General features: G+C 37.4%; 14 protein-coding genes. 11 read left to right on the top strand and 3 right to left on the bottom strand.

All coding sequences use genetic code 11. The annotated features are described in order from the left end of the window. The first annotated feature begins 56 nt into the window (after positions 1-56). From uvrA to BMX10_RS05380, 7 genes are all read left to right on the top strand, one after another. Complete coding sequence (gene uvrA / locus BMX10_RS05410) at positions 57-3,872, top strand: excinuclease ABC subunit UvrA (protein WP_170834698.1); 3,816 nt, start codon at positions 57-59, stop codon at positions 3,870-3,872. A gap of 277 nt (positions 3,873-4,149) precedes the next feature. Then, positions 4,150-6,096 carry an NAD(+) synthase gene (locus BMX10_RS05405; protein ID WP_090440521.1) on the top strand — a complete coding sequence of 649 codons (1,947 nt, stop codon included), beginning with the start codon at positions 4,150-4,152 and terminating at the stop codon, positions 6,094-6,096. 535 nt (positions 6,097-6,631) lie between these two features. Next, positions 6,632-7,216, top strand: coding sequence for a Fe-S-containing protein (locus BMX10_RS05400; protein WP_090440518.1), 585 nt, complete (start codon positions 6,632-6,634; stop codon positions 7,214-7,216). A gap of 36 nt (positions 7,217-7,252) precedes the next feature. Next, the gene (locus BMX10_RS05395; protein WP_090440515.1) at positions 7,253-7,612 is read left to right on the top strand and encodes a hypothetical protein; all 360 of its coding nucleotides are present in this window, start codon (positions 7,253-7,255) and stop codon (positions 7,610-7,612) included. A 37-nt stretch (positions 7,613-7,649) separates the two neighbouring features. Then, positions 7,650-8,849, top strand: coding sequence for an ABC transporter permease (locus BMX10_RS05390; RefSeq protein ID WP_090440512.1), 1,200 nt, complete (start codon positions 7,650-7,652; stop codon positions 8,847-8,849). A 116-nt stretch (positions 8,850-8,965) separates the two neighbouring features. Next, on the top strand, positions 8,966-9,682 hold the full coding sequence (locus BMX10_RS05385) for an ABC transporter ATP-binding protein (RefSeq protein WP_090440509.1): 717 nt from the start codon (positions 8,966-8,968) through the stop codon (positions 9,680-9,682). 12 nt (positions 9,683-9,694) lie between these two features. Beyond that, positions 9,695-10,987, top strand: coding sequence for an ABC transporter permease (locus BMX10_RS05380; protein WP_090440506.1), 1,293 nt, complete (start codon positions 9,695-9,697; stop codon positions 10,985-10,987). Positions 10,988-11,079: 92 nt separating this feature from the next. Here the strand turns inward: BMX10_RS05380 and BMX10_RS05375 are convergent, their stop codons facing one another. From BMX10_RS05375 to BMX10_RS05365, 3 genes are read right to left on the bottom strand one after another with little or no spacing between them, the layout of a single operon-like run. After that, entirely contained in the window at positions 11,080-12,138 is a 1,059-nt protein-coding gene (locus BMX10_RS05375; RefSeq protein WP_244272644.1) for an HlyD family secretion protein, read from the bottom strand. Further along, positions 12,138-12,812 (bottom strand): ABC transporter ATP-binding protein, encoded by a 675-nt coding sequence (locus tag BMX10_RS05370; RefSeq protein ID WP_090440502.1) that lies wholly within the window; start codon positions 12,810-12,812, stop codon positions 12,138-12,140. The genes BMX10_RS05375 and BMX10_RS05370 overlap by 1 nt, the downstream gene beginning before the upstream one ends. 32 nt (positions 12,813-12,844) lie before the next feature. Further along, positions 12,845-15,364 carry an ABC transporter permease gene (locus BMX10_RS05365; protein ID WP_090440499.1) on the bottom strand — a complete coding sequence of 840 codons (2,520 nt, stop codon included), beginning with the start codon at positions 15,362-15,364 and terminating at the stop codon, positions 12,845-12,847. Positions 15,365-15,934: 570 nt separating this feature from the next. On the opposite strand from BMX10_RS05365, the gene BMX10_RS05360 reads away from it, so the two are divergent. From BMX10_RS05360 to BMX10_RS05345, 4 genes are all read left to right on the top strand, one after another. Next, the gene (locus tag BMX10_RS05360; RefSeq protein WP_090440497.1) at positions 15,935-16,639 is read left to right on the top strand and encodes a pseudouridine synthase; all 705 of its coding nucleotides are present in this window, start codon (positions 15,935-15,937) and stop codon (positions 16,637-16,639) included. A 334-nt stretch (positions 16,640-16,973) separates the two neighbouring features. Beyond that, the gene (locus tag BMX10_RS05355; RefSeq protein ID WP_090440494.1) at positions 16,974-17,762 is read left to right on the top strand and encodes a GNAT family N-acetyltransferase; all 789 of its coding nucleotides are present in this window, start codon (positions 16,974-16,976) and stop codon (positions 17,760-17,762) included. Positions 17,763-17,804: 42 nt separating this feature from the next. Further along, positions 17,805-18,293, top strand: coding sequence for a hypothetical protein (locus tag BMX10_RS05350; RefSeq protein WP_090440491.1), 489 nt, complete (start codon positions 17,805-17,807; stop codon positions 18,291-18,293). Positions 18,294-18,359: 66 nt separating this feature from the next. Beyond that, the gene (locus BMX10_RS05345) at positions 18,360-18,857 is read left to right on the top strand and encodes a hypothetical protein (RefSeq protein WP_090440488.1); all 498 of its coding nucleotides are present in this window, start codon (positions 18,360-18,362) and stop codon (positions 18,855-18,857) included. The last annotated feature ends 53 nt before the right edge of the window (positions 18,858-18,910 follow it).

The raw sequence follows: 18,910 nt of genomic DNA, 5'->3' as shown, positions 1-18,910 counted from the left end.
ATCACTGTTTGAAGTTCCTTATGATACATAAGGAATTATTATTGAGGAGGAAAAGCATGAAAAAAGAAAGTCGTATGGAAAACAAAACCTTTCAATTGTTTCCTATTGGAAAGCTAAAGGTAGAAGGAGGATGTACTACTGTACATATTATGTCGGAGTATAGGCCCGCATTACAGCATTTAGAGTTTTTTAGCCATGTAATTGTGTTTATGAAACCCAACGGAAAAAATACATTTCCTCATTGCCCTGAGGATCTTCAAAGGGTTGTTGAGGAGAGCCTTCAACTAATGGTTCAATTAAGAAATAACGAGGTTGATGTGATAGTAGCAAAAGTACTGAAGGTAAACATGAAAAAAGGGATTGTTGAGCTGGATTATGGAGCTACAGAGGATGATACGGTAGTATTTGATTTAAAGCCATATTTTCCATGTGAGGATAGGGTAAAGGATGTCAAAGCACCTAATTTCATGAAGCAGTGGCCTGAATGGCGGTTTGATGTAAATAAAGATTGTAAAGAAGTAGAGAATACTAAGGATATATTTATGAATATACAATTGGAGGATAAACATTTACTCCATCCCATAGGTAAGGTCAAAAAAATCAATGGAGAATGCTTCCTTCAGTTAAAGAATTTAAATACAGATTTTTTTAAAACCATAAAAGAGTTTTCTCATATTAAGATTTTGTGGTGGTTTGACAGGTTTGATAAAAGTAATTTTAGAAAAGTTACTCAGGGGAATCCGCCCTACGAAAATGCTCCTAGAACAGGTATATTTGCAACCAGATCTCCTGTCCGTCCCAATCCTATAGCCATGACAACTGCAAGGATTTTGGATATAGACGTTAAGAATAGAGAGATCAAGGTAAGTGAGCTTGATGCCTTTGATAAAACCTCTGTTGTGGAGGTCATCCCATACATCCCTGCCCTTGACAGGGTAAATAAATATGATGTGCCTAAATGGTTAAAGCATTGGCCTGAATGGCTTGATGACAGAGAGGGAGGCTTTAATAGAGGAGAGATTGAGATGGTAGACGGTGACATCCAAGCCATCAAGAAGTATCTTGAGGCAGAAAAAGAAGAAGCAGAAGAAATAATTAATTTATTTCAAAAAGAAGAAAACTCTAAAATCCATTCAAATGAAATTATTGTAAGGGGTGCTAGACAAAACAATCTAAAGAATGTAAGCTGTACCATCCCTAAAAATAAAATAACTGTGGTAACGGGGGTAAGCGGCAGTGGAAAATCAAGCCTAGCCTTTGATACCATTTATGCAGAAAGTCAAAGACGTTTTATGGACAGCATAACTGCTTCCAGAGGGGCTTTTTATGGGCAAATGGCAAAATCAGATTTTGACCAAATAACAGGTCTTCCTCCAGCGGTGGCTATAGAACAAAAAAATGTAGGGAGAAATCCAAGGTCAACCGTTGGAACATTGACAGACATTTATGATTATCTGAGGCTGCTTTTTTCAAAAATAGGAACAAGACATTGTCCAGATTGTGGTAGAGGCGTTACTCCGTTAAAGACTGCTGAGATAGTAAAGCTTCTTGAATTGCTTAAACCAGGAACTATTTTTAGTATTAAGCCATTTGATGGAAAAGAAGCATTGGATGAATTTATAGCATTACCTCAGGAGAGTCCGGATAGAAACCTATACAGAAAAAGATTGAAGGATACAGTTGAAGCTGCGCTGGCGCTAGGGAATGGAGGCATTATTGTAACTATTGATGAAACAGAAGGATTTTTATTCCAAACAAGGGAGATGTGCTATCACTGCAAAAAAATCTTTTTTCAGCTTTCCTCCTCCACCTTTAGCTTTAATAACCCTGATAGCATGTGTCCAGTATGCAGAGGGCTTGGTATACAGCTTGAGATAGACACTGACTTGATTGTATCCAAGCCGGAGGCATCTATACTTGATGGTGCCTCAAACTGGTGGGGAGATTTAAGAAAATTTAGAAAAAAACCCAATGCCAACTGGATGAAGGGTGAGATATTGGCCCTTGCAGAAGTAATGAAGGTGAATCTGGAGCTGCCCTGGGAGGCATTACCTGAAGATTTTAAGCATCAGGCTATCTATGGTTCTGATGGTAAAGAAGTAAAATTTACCTACGAAAACACCAATGGCAGGAAGGGAGAAATAGTAAGGCCGGTGGAAGGGGCATATAACATAATACTTCGTTTGTTTAAGGAAAACAGTGGGGATACTGCCACAAGGCTGACTACTGCATTTATGCGGGAACAAACCTGTACTGCATGCAATGGAGAAAGATTGGCTCCAGAGGGACGCTTGGTTACCATCGGAAAAACAAGGTTTCCTGAAACTACAGGAATGACTATTGAAGGATTAAAGGAATGGATTAAGGATTTACCTAAAAATCTGGCAAAAGAAGAATTAGAACTATCTATTGAAATAATAAAGGAGCTATATAAAAGGTTGGATGGTTTAGTAGAGGCCGGTGTTTCTTATCTTAGCCTTGATAGGCCAGTACCAACACTGTCGGGGGGAGAATTGCAAAGGCTAAGACTTACTGCTCAGCTAAACAGCAATATCACAAGCATCCTGTATGTGCTGGATGAGCCCTCCACGGGTCTCCATCCCAAGGACCATCGTCGGTTGATTAAAATGCTGCAGCATATAAGAGACGAAGGAAATACTGTTCTTGTGGTTGAACATGATGCGGATACCATGCTGGCTGCCGATAAAATAATTGATATAGGACCGGGAGCAGGTCTTCATGGAGGAACTATTATCGCGGAGGGGACACCAGAAGAAATGATACAAAATCTCCATACAGAAACAGGAAAATACCTTGCGGGGATTAATGATACTAAAGATGCAAGTAAAAGAAGTAGAAAGAAGCCTTATGGATGGATCGAGGTACGAGGTGCCAGATGCAATAATCTTAAGTCTATAGATGCAGCATTTCCTCTAGGTGTATTCACTTGTATCACAGGGGTAAGCGGCTCAGGAAAAAGCAGTTTAGTTTCTAAAACCTTGTATCCAGCGCTGGCCAAATATCTGGGAAGCTCTGATGATATTCCTGGAGAGCATGATACTATAGAAGGACTTGAAATGGTAGATAAGGTTATTAGTATATCTCAGAAGCCAATAGGAAGGACACCTCGCTCAAATCCTGCAACCTATACTGGTGTGTTTGATCATATAAGAAGTTTATTTACCACAACGGAGGAAGCACAAAAGAGAGGATTTAAACAAAATCGTTTCAGCTTCAACAGCAAGGAAGGACAATGTCAGGCATGTAAAGGAGAAGGAAGGAAATGTATCGAGATGCATTTTATGCCGGATCTATGGGTAGAATGCTCAGTTTGTCAAGGAAAAAGATTTAATGAAGAGACCTTAGAAATAGTTTACAATGGGAAAACAATAGCAGGTGTTTTAGAAATGAGCATTGATGAGGCGCTGGATTTTTTTATAAATGACAAAAAAATATCTATCATACTACAAACCCTTTCTGATGTAGGTCTAGGGTATATCAAGCTGGGGCAAAGTGCTTTAACATTATCAGGTGGAGAAGCTCAACGAATAAAGCTGGCAAAGGAATTATGCAAAACAGATACCGGTAAAACAATATATCTTCTAGATGAGCCTACAACAGGTCTACACTTCTCAGATGTGAAAAATCTACTAAGCATATTACAGCGTATCACAGATAGTGGGAATACAGTAATTGTGATAGAACATAATCCCCAAGTAATGATTCATGCTGATTGGATGATTGATCTAGGGCCAGAAGGTGGAGACCAGGGAGGAACTATTATTGCTGAAGGCACTCCAGAGGAAGTAGCGGAGATAGAAAACAGCTACACAGGTAAGGTGCTGAAACAAATCCTTGATGGGTCAATATAGGGCAGTAGAAATAGACAATAGCCATAACCTAAAGCTATGTTAAAACGCTAATGCTATATACCAATTTATAGACATAGGGTTCTAAAGCTAAATGCTAATAGGCATGGTTTACTATTCCACTCCAAATTATAGGCTGTAAATGTAGCTCTCAATATATTAAAATTTAGGGTGTATGTTTAAAAAGATTACAGATAAATTTTAATAAATTTATAAAAAATGATAAACTAATAAAAAGAAGAAATTTTTCTACCTAGGATAGCGGAGAGGAGTAGGGCTGATGTCTCATAAGAAGGTATATGGATTAATAAGGGTGGGCATTGCAGTACCCAAACTAAAGGTAGGGAATCCTATCTTTAATGGTAAGGAAATTGAAAGGATTGCTAAAACAGCTGCAACAAAACATAACATAAAGGTTTTAGTATTTCCAGAGCTAAGCATATCAGCATATACTTGTGGAGATTTATTTCAACAGACTACATTGCTAAAAGCCTGTGAAGATACATTAAAGAGACTTATGAATAATACCAAAACATTAGATATGATCATAGCAGTGGGGATGCCTATTAAAGCTGATAATCAATTGTTTAATTGTGCTGTTTTATTCCATAAAGGAAGGATTTTAGGGGTAGTTCCAAAAACCTTCGTGCCAAATTATAACGAGTTTTATGAAAAAAGATGGTTTGCCTCTGGAAAGGAAAGAATCAGCAATCGCATTGATTTATGTGGTGAGACGGTGGTCTTTTCAGATAATCTATTATTGAAAGATACTGATTCAGAGCTATGTATAGCAGCGGAAATCTGTGAGGATTTATGGAATCCAATACCTCCCAGCAGTAGACATGCCATGTATGGGGCCAATTTAATTCTAAATCTATCTGCCAGCAATGAAGTTGTAGGCAAGTATGAGTATAGAAAGGAATTGGTAAAGCAACAATCCGCTAGATGCATAGCAAGCTATTTATATGTTTCTGCAGGACAAAATGAGTCTACAACAGATGTTGTCTTCAGCGGTCATGGAATGATAGCAGAAAATGGTGCTATCATGGAGGAGACAAGATTTGCTGATGAAGGCATTTTCTTATTCCATGATATTGATATTGAAAAGCTTATGAACGACAGACGTAAAAACAATAGCTTCATGGGAAAAAACACAGAAGCAGCTGCCTATGAAAAAATATCCTTTTCCTTTACTGATGTAGAAATAGAAGAAATAAAAAGAAAAATAGATCCCTATCCGTTTGTACCTGCCTCTAAGGAAAAAAGAACAGAAAGGTGCAAAGAAATCTTTACTATACAGTCCATAGGGTTAGCGGAAAGATTATCAAAAACAGGCATTCAGAAGGTGGTTATTGGAATCTCTGGCGGCCTGGATTCTACCCTTGCTTTATTGGTATCTATAGAAGCTTTTGATCACCTAAAAATTTCAAGAGAAAATATCATCGGAATAACTATGCCAGGCTTTGGTACAACAGGGAGAACCTATAACAATGCATTGCTGCTAATGAAGGAATTGGGGATTACAGTAAAAGAGATATCCATAAAGGAGGCTTGTATCCAACACTTCAAAGACATTGGACATGATATGCTGGTACATGATGTAACCTATGAAAATGTTCAGGCTAGAGAAAGAACACAGATTCTTATGGATATTGCCAATAAAGAAGGTGGATTAGTGGTGGGTACGGGAGATTTATCAGAGCTAGCACTAGGATGGTGCACCTATAATGGAGACCATATGAGTATGTACGGGATTAATGCTAGTATTCCTAAAACATTAGTAAGGTTTTTGGTAGAATGGTATGCCGATAAAGAAGGAGATACACTCATTGCAAAGACATTAAAGGATATAACCAATACTCCTGTAAGTCCTGAATTATTACCTCCTGATAAAGAGGGGAAAATAGAGCAAAAAACCGAAGAAATTATTGGTTGCTATGACCTACATGATTTTTTCCTTTTTAATATGCTCCGGCACGGGTTTAGTCCATCAAAAATTTTCTCTCTCGCCACAATAGCCTTTCAAGGGAAATGGAAGGAAGAAGAAATATTACAGTGGTTAAAAGTATTTTACAAAAGATTTTTTACCCAGCAGTTCAAACGGAGCTGTCTACCAGATGGACCTAAAGTAGGTTCTATTTGCCTATCCCCTAGAGGAGATTGGAGGATGCCAAGTGATGCCTCCTATGAAATCTGGTTGGATGAATTGAATAACATAGTATGCTAAAGCCAAAAGCTACTTATCAAATAAAGATAAGTAGCTGAGGTTGCCGATTCTTGTGAGACAAGAACAGTAAGAAAAAAGCTATCCTTAACTAAATAATCATTTATGTAGCTCTTGTGAAGCCCAAAGGATCTAATCCTTCATAGCAACAAATAAGTTAACAGCAACAAATAATAAAAGCCCTCATAAGCTTGAGAGAATTCTTTATATAAAAAGGATTCTTTTTTTGTGGCTTTTATATTGGCATAAAAATTGCTTTAGAATAAGTGGGTAATTTAAGTTGCTTTTTTATAAGAAGTGAAAGTAAGGGATATAGAAATTCTCTAAATCAACAAGTAAGCTAGAAGAACTACATCGATATTTATAACGTAAATCTAAAGAAAAAACTATTTTGATGTGTCAAAACACACAATTGGATGTGATAAATAACACAGGTATAAAAAGTATTTTCAGGAGGTGAGAGTTAAATAAGGCAGCAAGCCTGGAAGATATACAATAATAAAAAATTAGATGAATCTATAGAGTTGGAGGAGAAAAAATGTCAAAAAAAATACCTAATAAGAAAGAGCAGTTCACTCAGCCATCAAAAAGCAAAAGCCCTTTGATTGTAGGGGCTTTAGGAGTGGTATTGGTAGCAGCCATGCTGTTTATGTTTTTTGGTTCAAATGATGGCCAAGAGGAAGGGAATTACTTTGGTGATTCTGTAGCCTCATCCCGATCTTATATAGGAGAATTTATTTCAATGACACAAGTGGAGCCTATCATAGAGGACGGAAAAATTAAAATAGCTTTAGAGGAGATAGACCAAAACAATATTGTTTCCTTTGAAGTAGAAAACAATGAAAATCAGTTGGTGCCGCTAATGGCGTATATCACGCCTTCAGGGCGACTTTTTGCTGGCAGCAGCATGTGTGAGCCCTGCCGTGGTCGAACCTTTTCCCTTGCAGGAGAAACTCTTGTATGTGATGCTTGTCGCACCACCTATGACATTGAGGATCATGAATTCCTTTCAGGTTCCAAAGCCTGCGGATCCTATCCTCCTGTTTATATGAATCCACAGATAGAGGATGGCATGGTGATGATTGATTTGGAGGATGTATTAACTTGGAGAAGCCGTGCTTAGCGGTGAACTTTTACTTGCGAAGGGGGAAAAACAATTATGGGTGAAGATAGATGGGGTACGGAACAACAAAAAAGAAATAATGAAGAAGATAAAGATAAAAAACCTTTTGATATTGAAAAGTATATACAAATTGCCTTGATTATTGGCATTATTCTTATAGCCAGCATGAGATTTGGTCTTTTACCAAGGGCCAATGTTGTAAACAGCACTGGCAATAGTCTCAACCAAATGGCTGTGGAGTATTATCTTGATAAATATGGTCAAGAGGCTGGTGCTGAAGAAATAACCACCAACACAAGAAATTTCGGCTGCCACCGGGAAATTTATGTTTACCGGGATGGAGAGCTAGTGATGAGAATGGGTTATGCCAATGGGAGAATGTATGAAATACAGTAGTATATTACAGTTATGATTGAAGGCGAGGAGTGGACGGATGAATATTTTTCAGATCGCTTTAAATAATTTAAAACGCAGGAAAATAAAGATGCTGTTTTTAATGCTGGGTTTAGTGGTAGGTGTGGCTACTGTTGTAGCGGTTTTAAATATTATTGAAGCTATGCATTTGGATTTAGGAGACAGAATTGATGAATTTGGAGCAAATGCCATCATTCTTCCTGGAACAGAGGGGATGGAGATGCATTATGGCAACGCTACTGTTTCTGACTTAACCTTTGATGTACAACAGCTCACTATGGAGGATATACCCAAAATCTTTTCCTCCTCGGTGGCAGAATACATCAACATTGTATCTCCAAAGTTGGTGGGTGCTGTTGAGGCAGGAGAACAAAACTCCTTGATTGTAGGAATAGAACCTAGACAAGAGTTTATGCAAAAGCCTTGGTTTTCCCTAGCTCAGCAGGCGGATATAGAGCAAGGAGAAACAGTAGGGGATCTTGCTCTGCTGGATATACCACAGGATGGTTTGGTATTAGGAGCTTCTGCTGCTGAAGCCTTGAAGGTACAGGTGGGGGACCAATTGATGATTAACAATAAGCCCTTTGGGGTTTTTGGTATCCTCAATAAGTTGGGAAGCGAAGAGGATGGTTTGATTTATGCCAATTTAACTGTAGTACAGGACTTATTGAATAGACCTGGCGAATTGTCCATGATTGAAGTTTCAGCCTATTGTAATAGCTGTCCCATAGAAGAAGTAGCCATGGGGCTGGATGAAGCTCTACCAAATGGGCGTACAATACCTATGCGGCAGGCAGCTCTATTTCGGGAAGAAACCATTGATCAATTTTCAGCTTTTGGAATTGCACTTTCTGGGGTAGTTCTATTAATTGCAGCCCTAGTGGTATTAACTACCATGCTTTCGTCTATAAATGAAAGAACCAGAGAAATAGGTATTTTTCGTGCAATTGGGTTTCGACGTACCCACATCATAAAAATTATATTTTTAGAGGCGGCAATGATCAGTGTTCTAGGAGGTATAGCTGGCTATTTTTTAGGCAGTCTTACTGCCCGCTATGCGGGTCCTTATCTGGCACAGATTCAAGGGGATATACCATTACAACTACAACTACTTTTACCTGCTATACTCCTCTCAACAGGGCTAGCAATTTTAGCAAGTGCCTATCCTGCACTTAAGGCAGCACGACTTGATCCAGCTGAAGCACTACGCTTTATCTAGCTCCTTAATGAATCTATATTTGCAAATTTATTATATTGATTTTGTGCCTTTTATACTCTTTAAGATAGAGCTTTAGGAGGCATGGGAGTAATAACAACTTTGAAGGAGGCATATGGATGTCTGAAATAATGATTTCCCTGAGGGATATTAAAAAAACATACAGATCTATGGGGGATGAGGTCCAGGCCCTGCGATCTGTAACACTGGATATAGAAAAAGGCGAATCCGTAAGTGTGATGGGACATTCTGGATCAGGAAAAAGCACTTTATTATCTATCATAGGAGCCCTAAATCCACCTACATCTGGGATTATTGAAATTGATGGCATTGATATATATAAGCTATCGCAGGAGAAAAGGGCTGATTTTAGGCGTGAATATTTGGGTTTTGTTTTTCAGCAGTTTCAACTAATCCCTTATCTGACGGCCCATGAGAATGTAATGCTTCCTTTAACTACCACCAAACGTTCAAACAAGGAAAAAAGGGAAATGGCTGAGGAAGTTCTTCATCGAGTGGGTTTAGCCAATAAAATGAAGAGATTGCCTAATCAGCTTTCTGGAGGAGAACAGGAAAGGGTAGCCATTGCTCGGGCTATTGTGAACGAACCACCCCTTATTCTAGCAGATGAGCCCACTGGTAGTCTTGACACAAAAACTGGCGATGAAATTATGGAGCTATTTCAGCAGCTAAACCAGGAAGGCTTAACGGTTCTAATGGTTACCCATAACCCAGATAATACCCGCTATATGAGCAGAACCATTATGATGAAGGATGGAAAACTATCATCCGATGAAGAAGATATAATGTCAGCCATTACAGACAAAAGAAAGTAACGGAGGGATATAATGCAGCTTTATCATATAGCAATAAACAACCTCCGTCGTCGAAAGGCCAAAATGTTTTTTGTTTTGTTAGGTTTAATGATTGGTATTGCCACCATAGTTTCGATTTATGGTGTGGTGGAGGCCATGAAAACAGAGATGACCCGACAGGTTACTGAGTTTGGGGTCAATGTTGTTATTAAACCAGATGCCGGCGGTTTGACTTTTTCCTATGGAGGGATTACCCTTCCAGAGATTATGTACGATGTGGAGCAGTTAACCACAGATGATGTGGAAGCCATTGAGGAGCTTCCCTCTAGAGATATGATAAGGGTTATGGCACCTAAGCTTATTGGATTAAAGGATCACGGTCAACATAAGGTTATTGTTGTGGGAGCTAATTTACAGGAAGAATTTCTGGTGAAGCCCTGGTTGAGGATTAGAGAGGGAGGAAAAAAGAATCAGAGGACAACCCGCTCAGAAGAGAGTGCTTTAGAAACAGAACTCACAGAAAAAACATTAGAAAATGAAGAAAAAAAGATGGATTTTGAGATGATTGATCTTACGAGACAAGAACTAGACAGCCTCAACCTCCTTGATAACCAAATCGTAATGGGATCTGCGGTAGCAGGCACTATTGGCGTTACAGAAGGAGATCAGTTGATACTTTCAGGTAAAGGAATGGTGGTTTACGGGATTTTGATGGAGATTGGCTCTGTAGAAGACCAGCAAATCTTCATGAATCTATCGATGGCCCAGGAATTACTAGATCGTCCTGAGGAAATCACAGTGATTGAAATGGCAGTTGATTATTTTGCTGGATCGGAGGAAGCCTTGCTTTCGGAGATGAATGAAGTTCTTCCCCATGCACTTATTACCAGCTTGCGTCAGGAAACCCTTCGAAGAGATGAGATGCTGACTCGTTTAGTCCGGTTTGGTATAGCTATATCTATACTGGTTCTTCTAGTGGGGATACTGGTAGTAGGTTTAACCATGTCCGCCTCTGTACGAGAACGAACACGAGAGATTGGTATATTTGGTGCTTTAGGCTTTCGCAAGGCTGATATTGTTAAAATAATTATAACGGAGGGTATCCTTATCAGTATGGCGGGAGGATTAATGGGATTCTTTGGAGGAACAGCCATGGCCCGTTATGTTGGGCCCTATGTATCGGGGATGGATATCCAGATGCCTTGGAGAGCTGATCTTTTACTGCTTGCTATAGGGGCAGCAGTTATCATTGGTTTAGTTTCTAGTGTTTACCCAGCTTATCAAGCTGCAAAGCAGGACCCTGTAGAAGCTCTGCGTTTCATCTAGTTTTGTAGAAAATCCATTTAATTCTAGACGTAAAAAAACCCGGACACTGTATCGTATTTGTAGATACGTAATGGTGCCGGGTTTTGCTTTATCTACTGAAGATCAATAAACACATCTACATTATAGTTTGGCATTAAGAAATGATCTGTATTTTCTACAGAAATTCTAATAGGTATTACTGTTTCCCCATTTATCTGAAAAGCCATATTGGAGATAGAAACCACTTTTCCTGTATAATCCCTTCCTCGATCTGCAACGGGAATGATTTTAGCAGATGCTCCTATTTCAACATCTCTAATAAATTCCTCTACGATATTGGCTTCGATAATTAAGCTATCTAGACTAGCAATGGTAAAGGCCTTCAGTGTAGGATCAACAATGTCTCCCAAAGCATATTGGATATCATAGATAACAGCGTCTTGATACTGACATACCACCTGATTTTCTTTCATGTATGCCTTATTTAGCTTATCCTTCATTAAAGCCAGCTGATTTTCAACCTGTGCAACTCGTTCCTTTTGGATACGGAGTTGATCATTCTCAGCCTCCTGCTTTAAGAGAAATTGCTCCTTTTTATATTTAGCTTCCTGAAGCTGGTAGTCAATGTCATCTACAAGCTTCTTTTTTTCTTCTACTTCTCTTCTAATTTTATCAAATTCCTGCTGAGAGATAGCTCCTGCTGTATGTAGTTTCTCATGACCCTGAAGCTCACTAAGATATTGGTCATAAACTGTTTGTGCAAAGCTTAAATCATTTGTCAGCTTTTCAATTTCTAATTCTCTGTTTTCTCTGTAAAGTCCCTGAAGATTTTTCTCGATTTTTTGTTTTTCTAAACCGGCAATCATTAGCTCATTTTCTTTATTGAATATTTCGGATACATATTGAGGAAAGTCTAGGGTGAAGATAGGATCCTGAAAACTTATCTGTTGTCCTTCCTTTACAAAAATCTCTTCTACAGTAGCAGGAAAGTCAATAATAATGTTTTTTGTTTCCTCTGCCTTTACCAAACCAAAGGCCTCTACTGTTTTTAACTCCTGTGATAAATCTACCTCCTCTACATGAGTTTCCTCACCATTACCGCTGCAGCCAGTAACTATAAAGGCCAATGAAATTACTAGTAGAACCAAAATGATATTTCTTGTTGCAATCACTATATCCACACCCTTCCATCTTTAACACTGATTATCCTATCGCCATATTCTGCTGTTTCTTTAGAATGGCTGACTTGTACAATGGTTTTGCCACTTTCTTTATTGATTTTCTGTAGAAGCTTCATTACTTCCTCAGTAGTTTTACTGTCTAGATTTCCTGTAGGCTCATCAGCCAAAAGAATATCAGGATCATTGATAAGGGCCCTAGCAATGGCTACCCTTTGTTGTTGGCCACCCGACAATTCTCTAGGAGTATGACTTTTTCGGTCAGACAGCTCCACGGTTTCAAGAATTTCATCCAATTTTTTACGATAACCTTTTATTTTTTTTCCATCTAAAAGGATAGGAAGTAAGACATTGTCCTCTACTGTTAGATTGGGAATCAGATTATAAAACTGAAAAACAAAGCCTACATCCCTACGGCGCATGATGCTTTGCTCTTTATCTGTCATAGCAGCAATATCTTGTCCTAGAATGTTTATTTTACCAGCGGTAGGTTTATCTAATCCCCCCATCAAATACAGTAATGTACTTTTACCTGAACCAGAGGGACCCATAATGGTAACAAACTCTCCTCTGTTGATGGTAAGATTGATATCCTTTAAAACCTCCACTGGGATTTCACCCAGCATAAAGGTCTTATGCAAATCTATGGTTTCTATTATTGCTTCCATCATTTCACCTCAATCTATTTTACTAATATTTATCATTCATATTTAATGGCTTCAATAATGTTTAGCTTGGAGGTTTTGGATGCTGGGCTAACTGAAGCCAATACTGCGATAATAATACCGCCAATCACTGCATTGATAAAGAAGCTCTTTGCATAATGAATGCCTATGGGGATCTGAATAGCCTTCATCACATAGGGGATGCTGGATAGCATTAATGTCCCACCAATAATTCCTACAACTCCGCCAATCAAACCACCTGTCAGGGATTCCACCAAAATCATTTTTAGTGTTTGCTTTTTACTGAGGCCAACAGACCGAAGGATGGCAATAGAACGCTTTCTTTCAATAAAGCTAATCATATAGTTGTTAAAGACACCAAATATACCGATAAGCATAGCCAAAACTGAAAAAGCTTTTAGAATAAGAAAGATTTGGTTGTTGGATTCAGTATTACGCTGCTCCATATCTGCAACGGTACTACCCCACATACCTCTTCTCATAAATTTTGTTTGTATATCTACTAACACATCATCAGGATTCTTAGAGGTTTTGACATACATAGTATCAAAATAAGGCTGCTGCATATCCATTTTATAATATCTCTCTGAGATGAGGGCATTGCTACCATTCATCATGATAGAATCATGAAACCCAATAACATGATAGCTTCTATTTCCACTTTTCATCTCGAGGGTAATGGTATCTCCTACCTTTAGTCCTAGCCTTTCTTTGGCCATATTGGCCACAATAATATTTCTGCCTTCATCTAGCTGCTGAAGCACTCTATCTGGATCTCCTTCTGTACGGAAAGCCACATAATCTCTATATTTATTGGTATCTATTCCTTGGATATATCGAATTCTATAATCAACATCTGCTACCTTCACACCCTCCCAGGTTTCAAAGGTTCCATAGGTTGCAGCAACACCTTCTACAGCACGAAGGATCTGTTCAGTATTGCGATCCCCTTCATGTACACTCACCATGATGTCGAAGTCCCAGTCATTATAGGCCTGCAATACTTCTATGCTTACACTATGACTAAGGGTATTAATCATCAGCAGAGCAGAGATACCAATAGCCAAAAGAGAAATATTATTGAGTATATTTTTATTATCATTAAGATTTTTAGCCGCTAAAATCCCCTCATTACCAAAAAGAGATTCATAAATTTTTTCCAGAAACTGAAGAAAGCCTTTGGTTATATAGGGAACAAACATAATTACTGCCATTGTTGACAGCAGCATACTTATGGTGCTGGCTGGTAAAGCCATAAATTTGGGACTGATTCTAGGAGCAATAATAGAAAAAAGGATAAAACCAATACCAGCATAAACCTTCCACCTTTTTTTCCTAGTTTTTCCTTCCACCATATTCAACACTAAATCCTTGATAGGTATTTTAGATGTACGGGCAATAGGAATCCATGAACTAATAAAGGCTACCCCTACTGCTAGTAGGAAGGCGGCTATCATATGACCTAAGCCGAACTCCATTGTTACATCCATTCTTCCGCTCCAAGGGTCCGATGCTAAAAGATCTGTCATCAAGTAGAGAATACCTATACCTAAAAGATTTCCCAAAACACCACCTAGCACACCATAGGTCAAACTTTCTCCAATCAGAACAGCATCCGTCATTCTCTTTGTTGCTCCAATGCTTCTAAAGGTACCGATAATAGGAAGCCGCTCTACAGTAATGACCTTAAAGGTAGAATAGATAATAAAGATACTGATAAACAAAACCATGGTAGTCATAAGGAAAAAAGGAACCACAATAACGTTTAAGTATTCTGCTAATTCTTCACTGGAAAAGGGTTCTCCTACTGTGTATCTAGGATAAAGAGAACTCAAGGTATTCTTCACCTTTTCCACCTCAGCCCCTTCCTCCAAAACCACATAGGCTGAATTAACTCTGCTTCTAACATTATATAAAGAGGCCAGAGTATCCTTTGGCATAACAGCTGTCATAGAATCTGATTGAGGATGTATACGGAAAAGGCCTGTTGGCCGTGCAATACCCCATACTACCAACCTTCTATTGGTTCCTCGGATTTCTATGTCAATGGTATCTCCTACATCAAATGCATACTTTTCTGCAAAAACACTGCTGAGAATAATATGATTTCCTTTAAACTCTCGGTCCACAGCATATTTACTAAAGTTAATAGGGTTAAGGACTTCAAGGTCTTCCAAATCAAAGCCTCGAAGATGTAATCTTTGAGATTGGATTTTCGAGGCTTGAGCCTCTGCCTTTGGCAGCATATAATTTCCGCCTACAGATACATCACCTACAATATAAGCCACCCCATCTATAGGTTGCTGTTGAATACTAAAAAAGTCTGAGGGAGATTGCTGGTTAGGATTGATTAATAAATCTGCTTTTCCTGTCTGCATTTTTATTTGAGCCTCATACATACTTGTTATGGTACCAGAGATGGCACTGGAAGCAAAAAATAGTGCAGCGGAAAGGGTAACAGAGATTACAATAATAAAGGTTCTAAATTTTTTTTCAAAAATGTTTTTAATAATGTATTTGATAAGAATACCCACGATTTCACCACCATAGATAAAATAGAACTTCATTCAAACTGAGATTGAACAAGGAGTAAATTGTAATTACTTTTATTTCCAAGCCTAGAGCATAATATTCCAATGATATCCATATTATAAAAAACAACCATTAGAGCTTTATTAAAAAGAGATTAGAGTTTCATTAAAAAAGGCCATAAACCACTGATTTTCAAGTCTTAAGAGGCCCGTCCAGCTGCATACATAATATTGTACTCTTTTCTTACAAATTTGTCTACCAAAATATAGAATTAATACAATATTTTACATAAACCATCCTATGCTGAAAGCAATGAATATAGTAGAAAAAACCTCTTTTAAAGCTTGAAAAGAAAAAGAGAAAATCTAGTATCTAACAGATACCCTTAGGGAAAAATATTGTTAGTATACAAACTTGGTATACAACTATCTTCTTCTATTATGGTAGAATGAAAAGAGCCAAAGATATTTATTATAAAGTAAGCAAGACATAAAAACAAAGAAATAGAAAAACAATAAAAACTTACAATTGAGTGAGAGATAATTCATTTTAAAGTATATGAGGAGATATACATGAGATTAAATAATTATATTAGTTCTACGGGACTTTGTTCTAGAAGAAAAGCCGATGAATTAATTAAAGAAAAAAAAGTAAAGATTAATGGGAAAATTGCAGAATTAGGAGCCATTGTAGGCCCAGAGGATAAAGTTGAAGTAAATAATAAACCTTTAAAACCAAAGAAAAATGAAGTCTATATTGCCTTAAACAAACCTCCAGGGATTACTTGTACAACGGAGAGACATATAAAAGGAAATATTATTGATTTTGTAAATCATCCTGAACGTATCTTCCCAATCGGGAGACTAGACAAAGATTCTGAAGGCTTAATTCTGCTTACCAATGATGGCAGCATTGTTAATGAGATTTTAAGAGAAGAAAATGATCATGAAAAGGATTATATGGTTACAGTGAATAAAGCTCTTACTTCCTCCTTTATAGAAGGCATGGCAAAGGGAGTAAAGATTTATAATCCTGTAAAAAAAAGCTATACCATGACAAAACCATGTAAAGTTATTAAAATCAATAAGCGAACCTTTAAAATCACCTTATCTCAAGGATTAAATCGGCAAATACGAAGAATGTGTGCCCATTTCAACTATGAAGTGGTAAAGCTGCAGAGAATCCGTGTCATGAACATTACCATTAAAGGTTTACCCTCAGGAAGGTGGAGAGATCTAACAAAGGAAGAAGTAAGAGGCATTAGAGCAAAAAATTAAAACATCTGACGGAGGCTTTTCATTTATCATTTCAAAGAAGCATATAAGCCTCCCTAAAAATACCAACACAAAATACTTCTTGTTATGATAAGAGGTATTTTACATTTTGATGGTAATTAGTGAAAATACATCAAAAAAAACACTCACTAGTAGCAGTTAAAGGAGTCCTTCAAAATTGAAAGAGATAAAGAATAATATAGAGGAATTTACAATAATTTAAAGAAACCATTATGATTAGAAAAATCTAAAGGGCTGTTGGAATCCAGTAAATAAGTAAAAAAGATACATACAGTAAATGTATAACCATTAGATAAAATACAATGGGGGGATATAAGTGGACAAGATAAATCTTATAAAGGAAGAAGATCAATCATTAATTGCTAAGGAAAGACGGAAGTATCTTGACTCTCTTCCAGTATTCCAAGAGCTGTTTTTAGAGCTACTGGTGAAAGAAGGAACCTGTTATTTTATTAAAGTAAAAGAACAGATGATAGGTTATGTCATTATCAATAATGAGGACACACATATTTTAGAGTATTATAGTACAAGTAAGAGTATTTTGCATAACAAAAAAATACTTTTAGAAATTACCAAAACACTTAATGTAACAAGTGTATATTGCAAAACCTTTGACTATGAGCTGTTGACAGCCATGAATCTAATAACACAAGAATTTACCATAGATGGTATTTTGTTTAGAGAGCATGTAGAAAAGGAGCAATTATTAGAAAAGCAGTTTAATGAAAGAATTGCTCAAGAATCAGATTTGGAAAGAATACAACAAATTAATGACGACTTTTTTGAAAGTGACGATGAGATGATCTACTATATAAGGAATAAGAATATCTTGTTATTTCAAAACCAGGAAAATCAACTAATAGGCTGTGGTTTATACCAAAACATTGCCTATGATTATGGCTATATGGATATCGGCATGCTGGTGAATCCTGCCTTTCGAAAAAGAGGCTATGGAACCTATATTATAAAAAGGTTGGCGGATATCTGTAAAGAGGAAGGTAAAACACCTATCTGCGGATGCGGCTATGCCAACAAAGCTTCTCTAAAAACCTTGGTAAAGGCAGGCTTTATTCCAGAACATGCATTATTGGAATATAAGCTATAGCAGTGAAGGAGAAATCTAATTAAAAGAAAGGAAGGAAATGACATGAGTGCATATTCTTTTATAGGAAGTGATTATGACCTGCCAGAGGTACATAATACTAAGGAAAAAATGATTACAGTGAAGGAAGCCATAGAACTGGGAATAAAAGCCCACGAATTCATGCCTTGGGAAAAAATGAACCAAGAGGATAAGGTGATGGTTTTTGAAAGCGAAGAGGATTTAGGGGAATTGATGATTACAAAAGGGTATGATGGTGATGAAGATGCAAGACAGCATACACAAAAGCCCTTCATCTATATGGTTGAATTTAGATATACAGATGCTAGAGGAAAGCAATTATTGGAATATCTAAAAGAAAATCTCAGGGAAGGTTATTCTTTAGAGCTGTGGTCAATATGGCTGGGGGATAAAGAAAAAATTACCCCCCTTAGGTGCAGTTATAAGGAACTATCCTTAGACCACATAAAGCAGATGTATGAATGGGGACATGGAAAGGGATTTCAGCCTAGCGGGATGATTATTGAAAAATGAAGCAAATAGATTTATAAAGAGTTCTATATAGGTTCTATTACTAAAACAAATCTGGGGGAAGATAAAATGAAAATAGCATCGGTACTAACAACTTATTCCTTGTTAGCTGTTGTTTTTACTGCACCAGTTTATGGTAACTCCTCATGGATCTGGGTAACTACCAGTCCACGAACCATTTTACCTATTTGTATAGCAGTAACATTACTAATAGAAACCTTTGGTGTAGCTAAGCTTAATTATATTGCTGATATAAAGCAGGTTTTTGTTATAATAACCTTTGCCAATCTATTATCCTTTATAGCACCCTACCTAGTGAGAGGGTATAGATTATATCCTCTCACTGGTTCCATATTTGCAGCATTTGATAGAGGACCCTATTATATGATTTTAGCAGGGTACCTTCTACTAACTTTAATAATTGAGATTCCTGCAGTTTATCTATTGCTAAAAAAATATGTAGAAAACAAAAAAAGACTATTGATAACAATTGCAGGTGTAAATATTTTGACAACAGTACTTGTAGCAATTACTGAACGGATGATAAGCATTGGATACTATGTTTAAGTAATTTCATCAATAGTTTAGAGATACCTAGATAAAATGGAAAATTAATACAA

Origin of the sequence: Natronincola peptidivorans (assembly GCF_900111615.1) — a bacterium.
GTDB classification, from domain to species: domain Bacteria; phylum Bacillota; class Clostridia; order Peptostreptococcales; family Natronincolaceae; genus Natronincola_A; species Natronincola_A peptidivorans.
The sequence above is the reverse complement of the archived record's forward strand: the minus strand, read 5'-3'. Positions and strand labels throughout refer to the sequence as shown.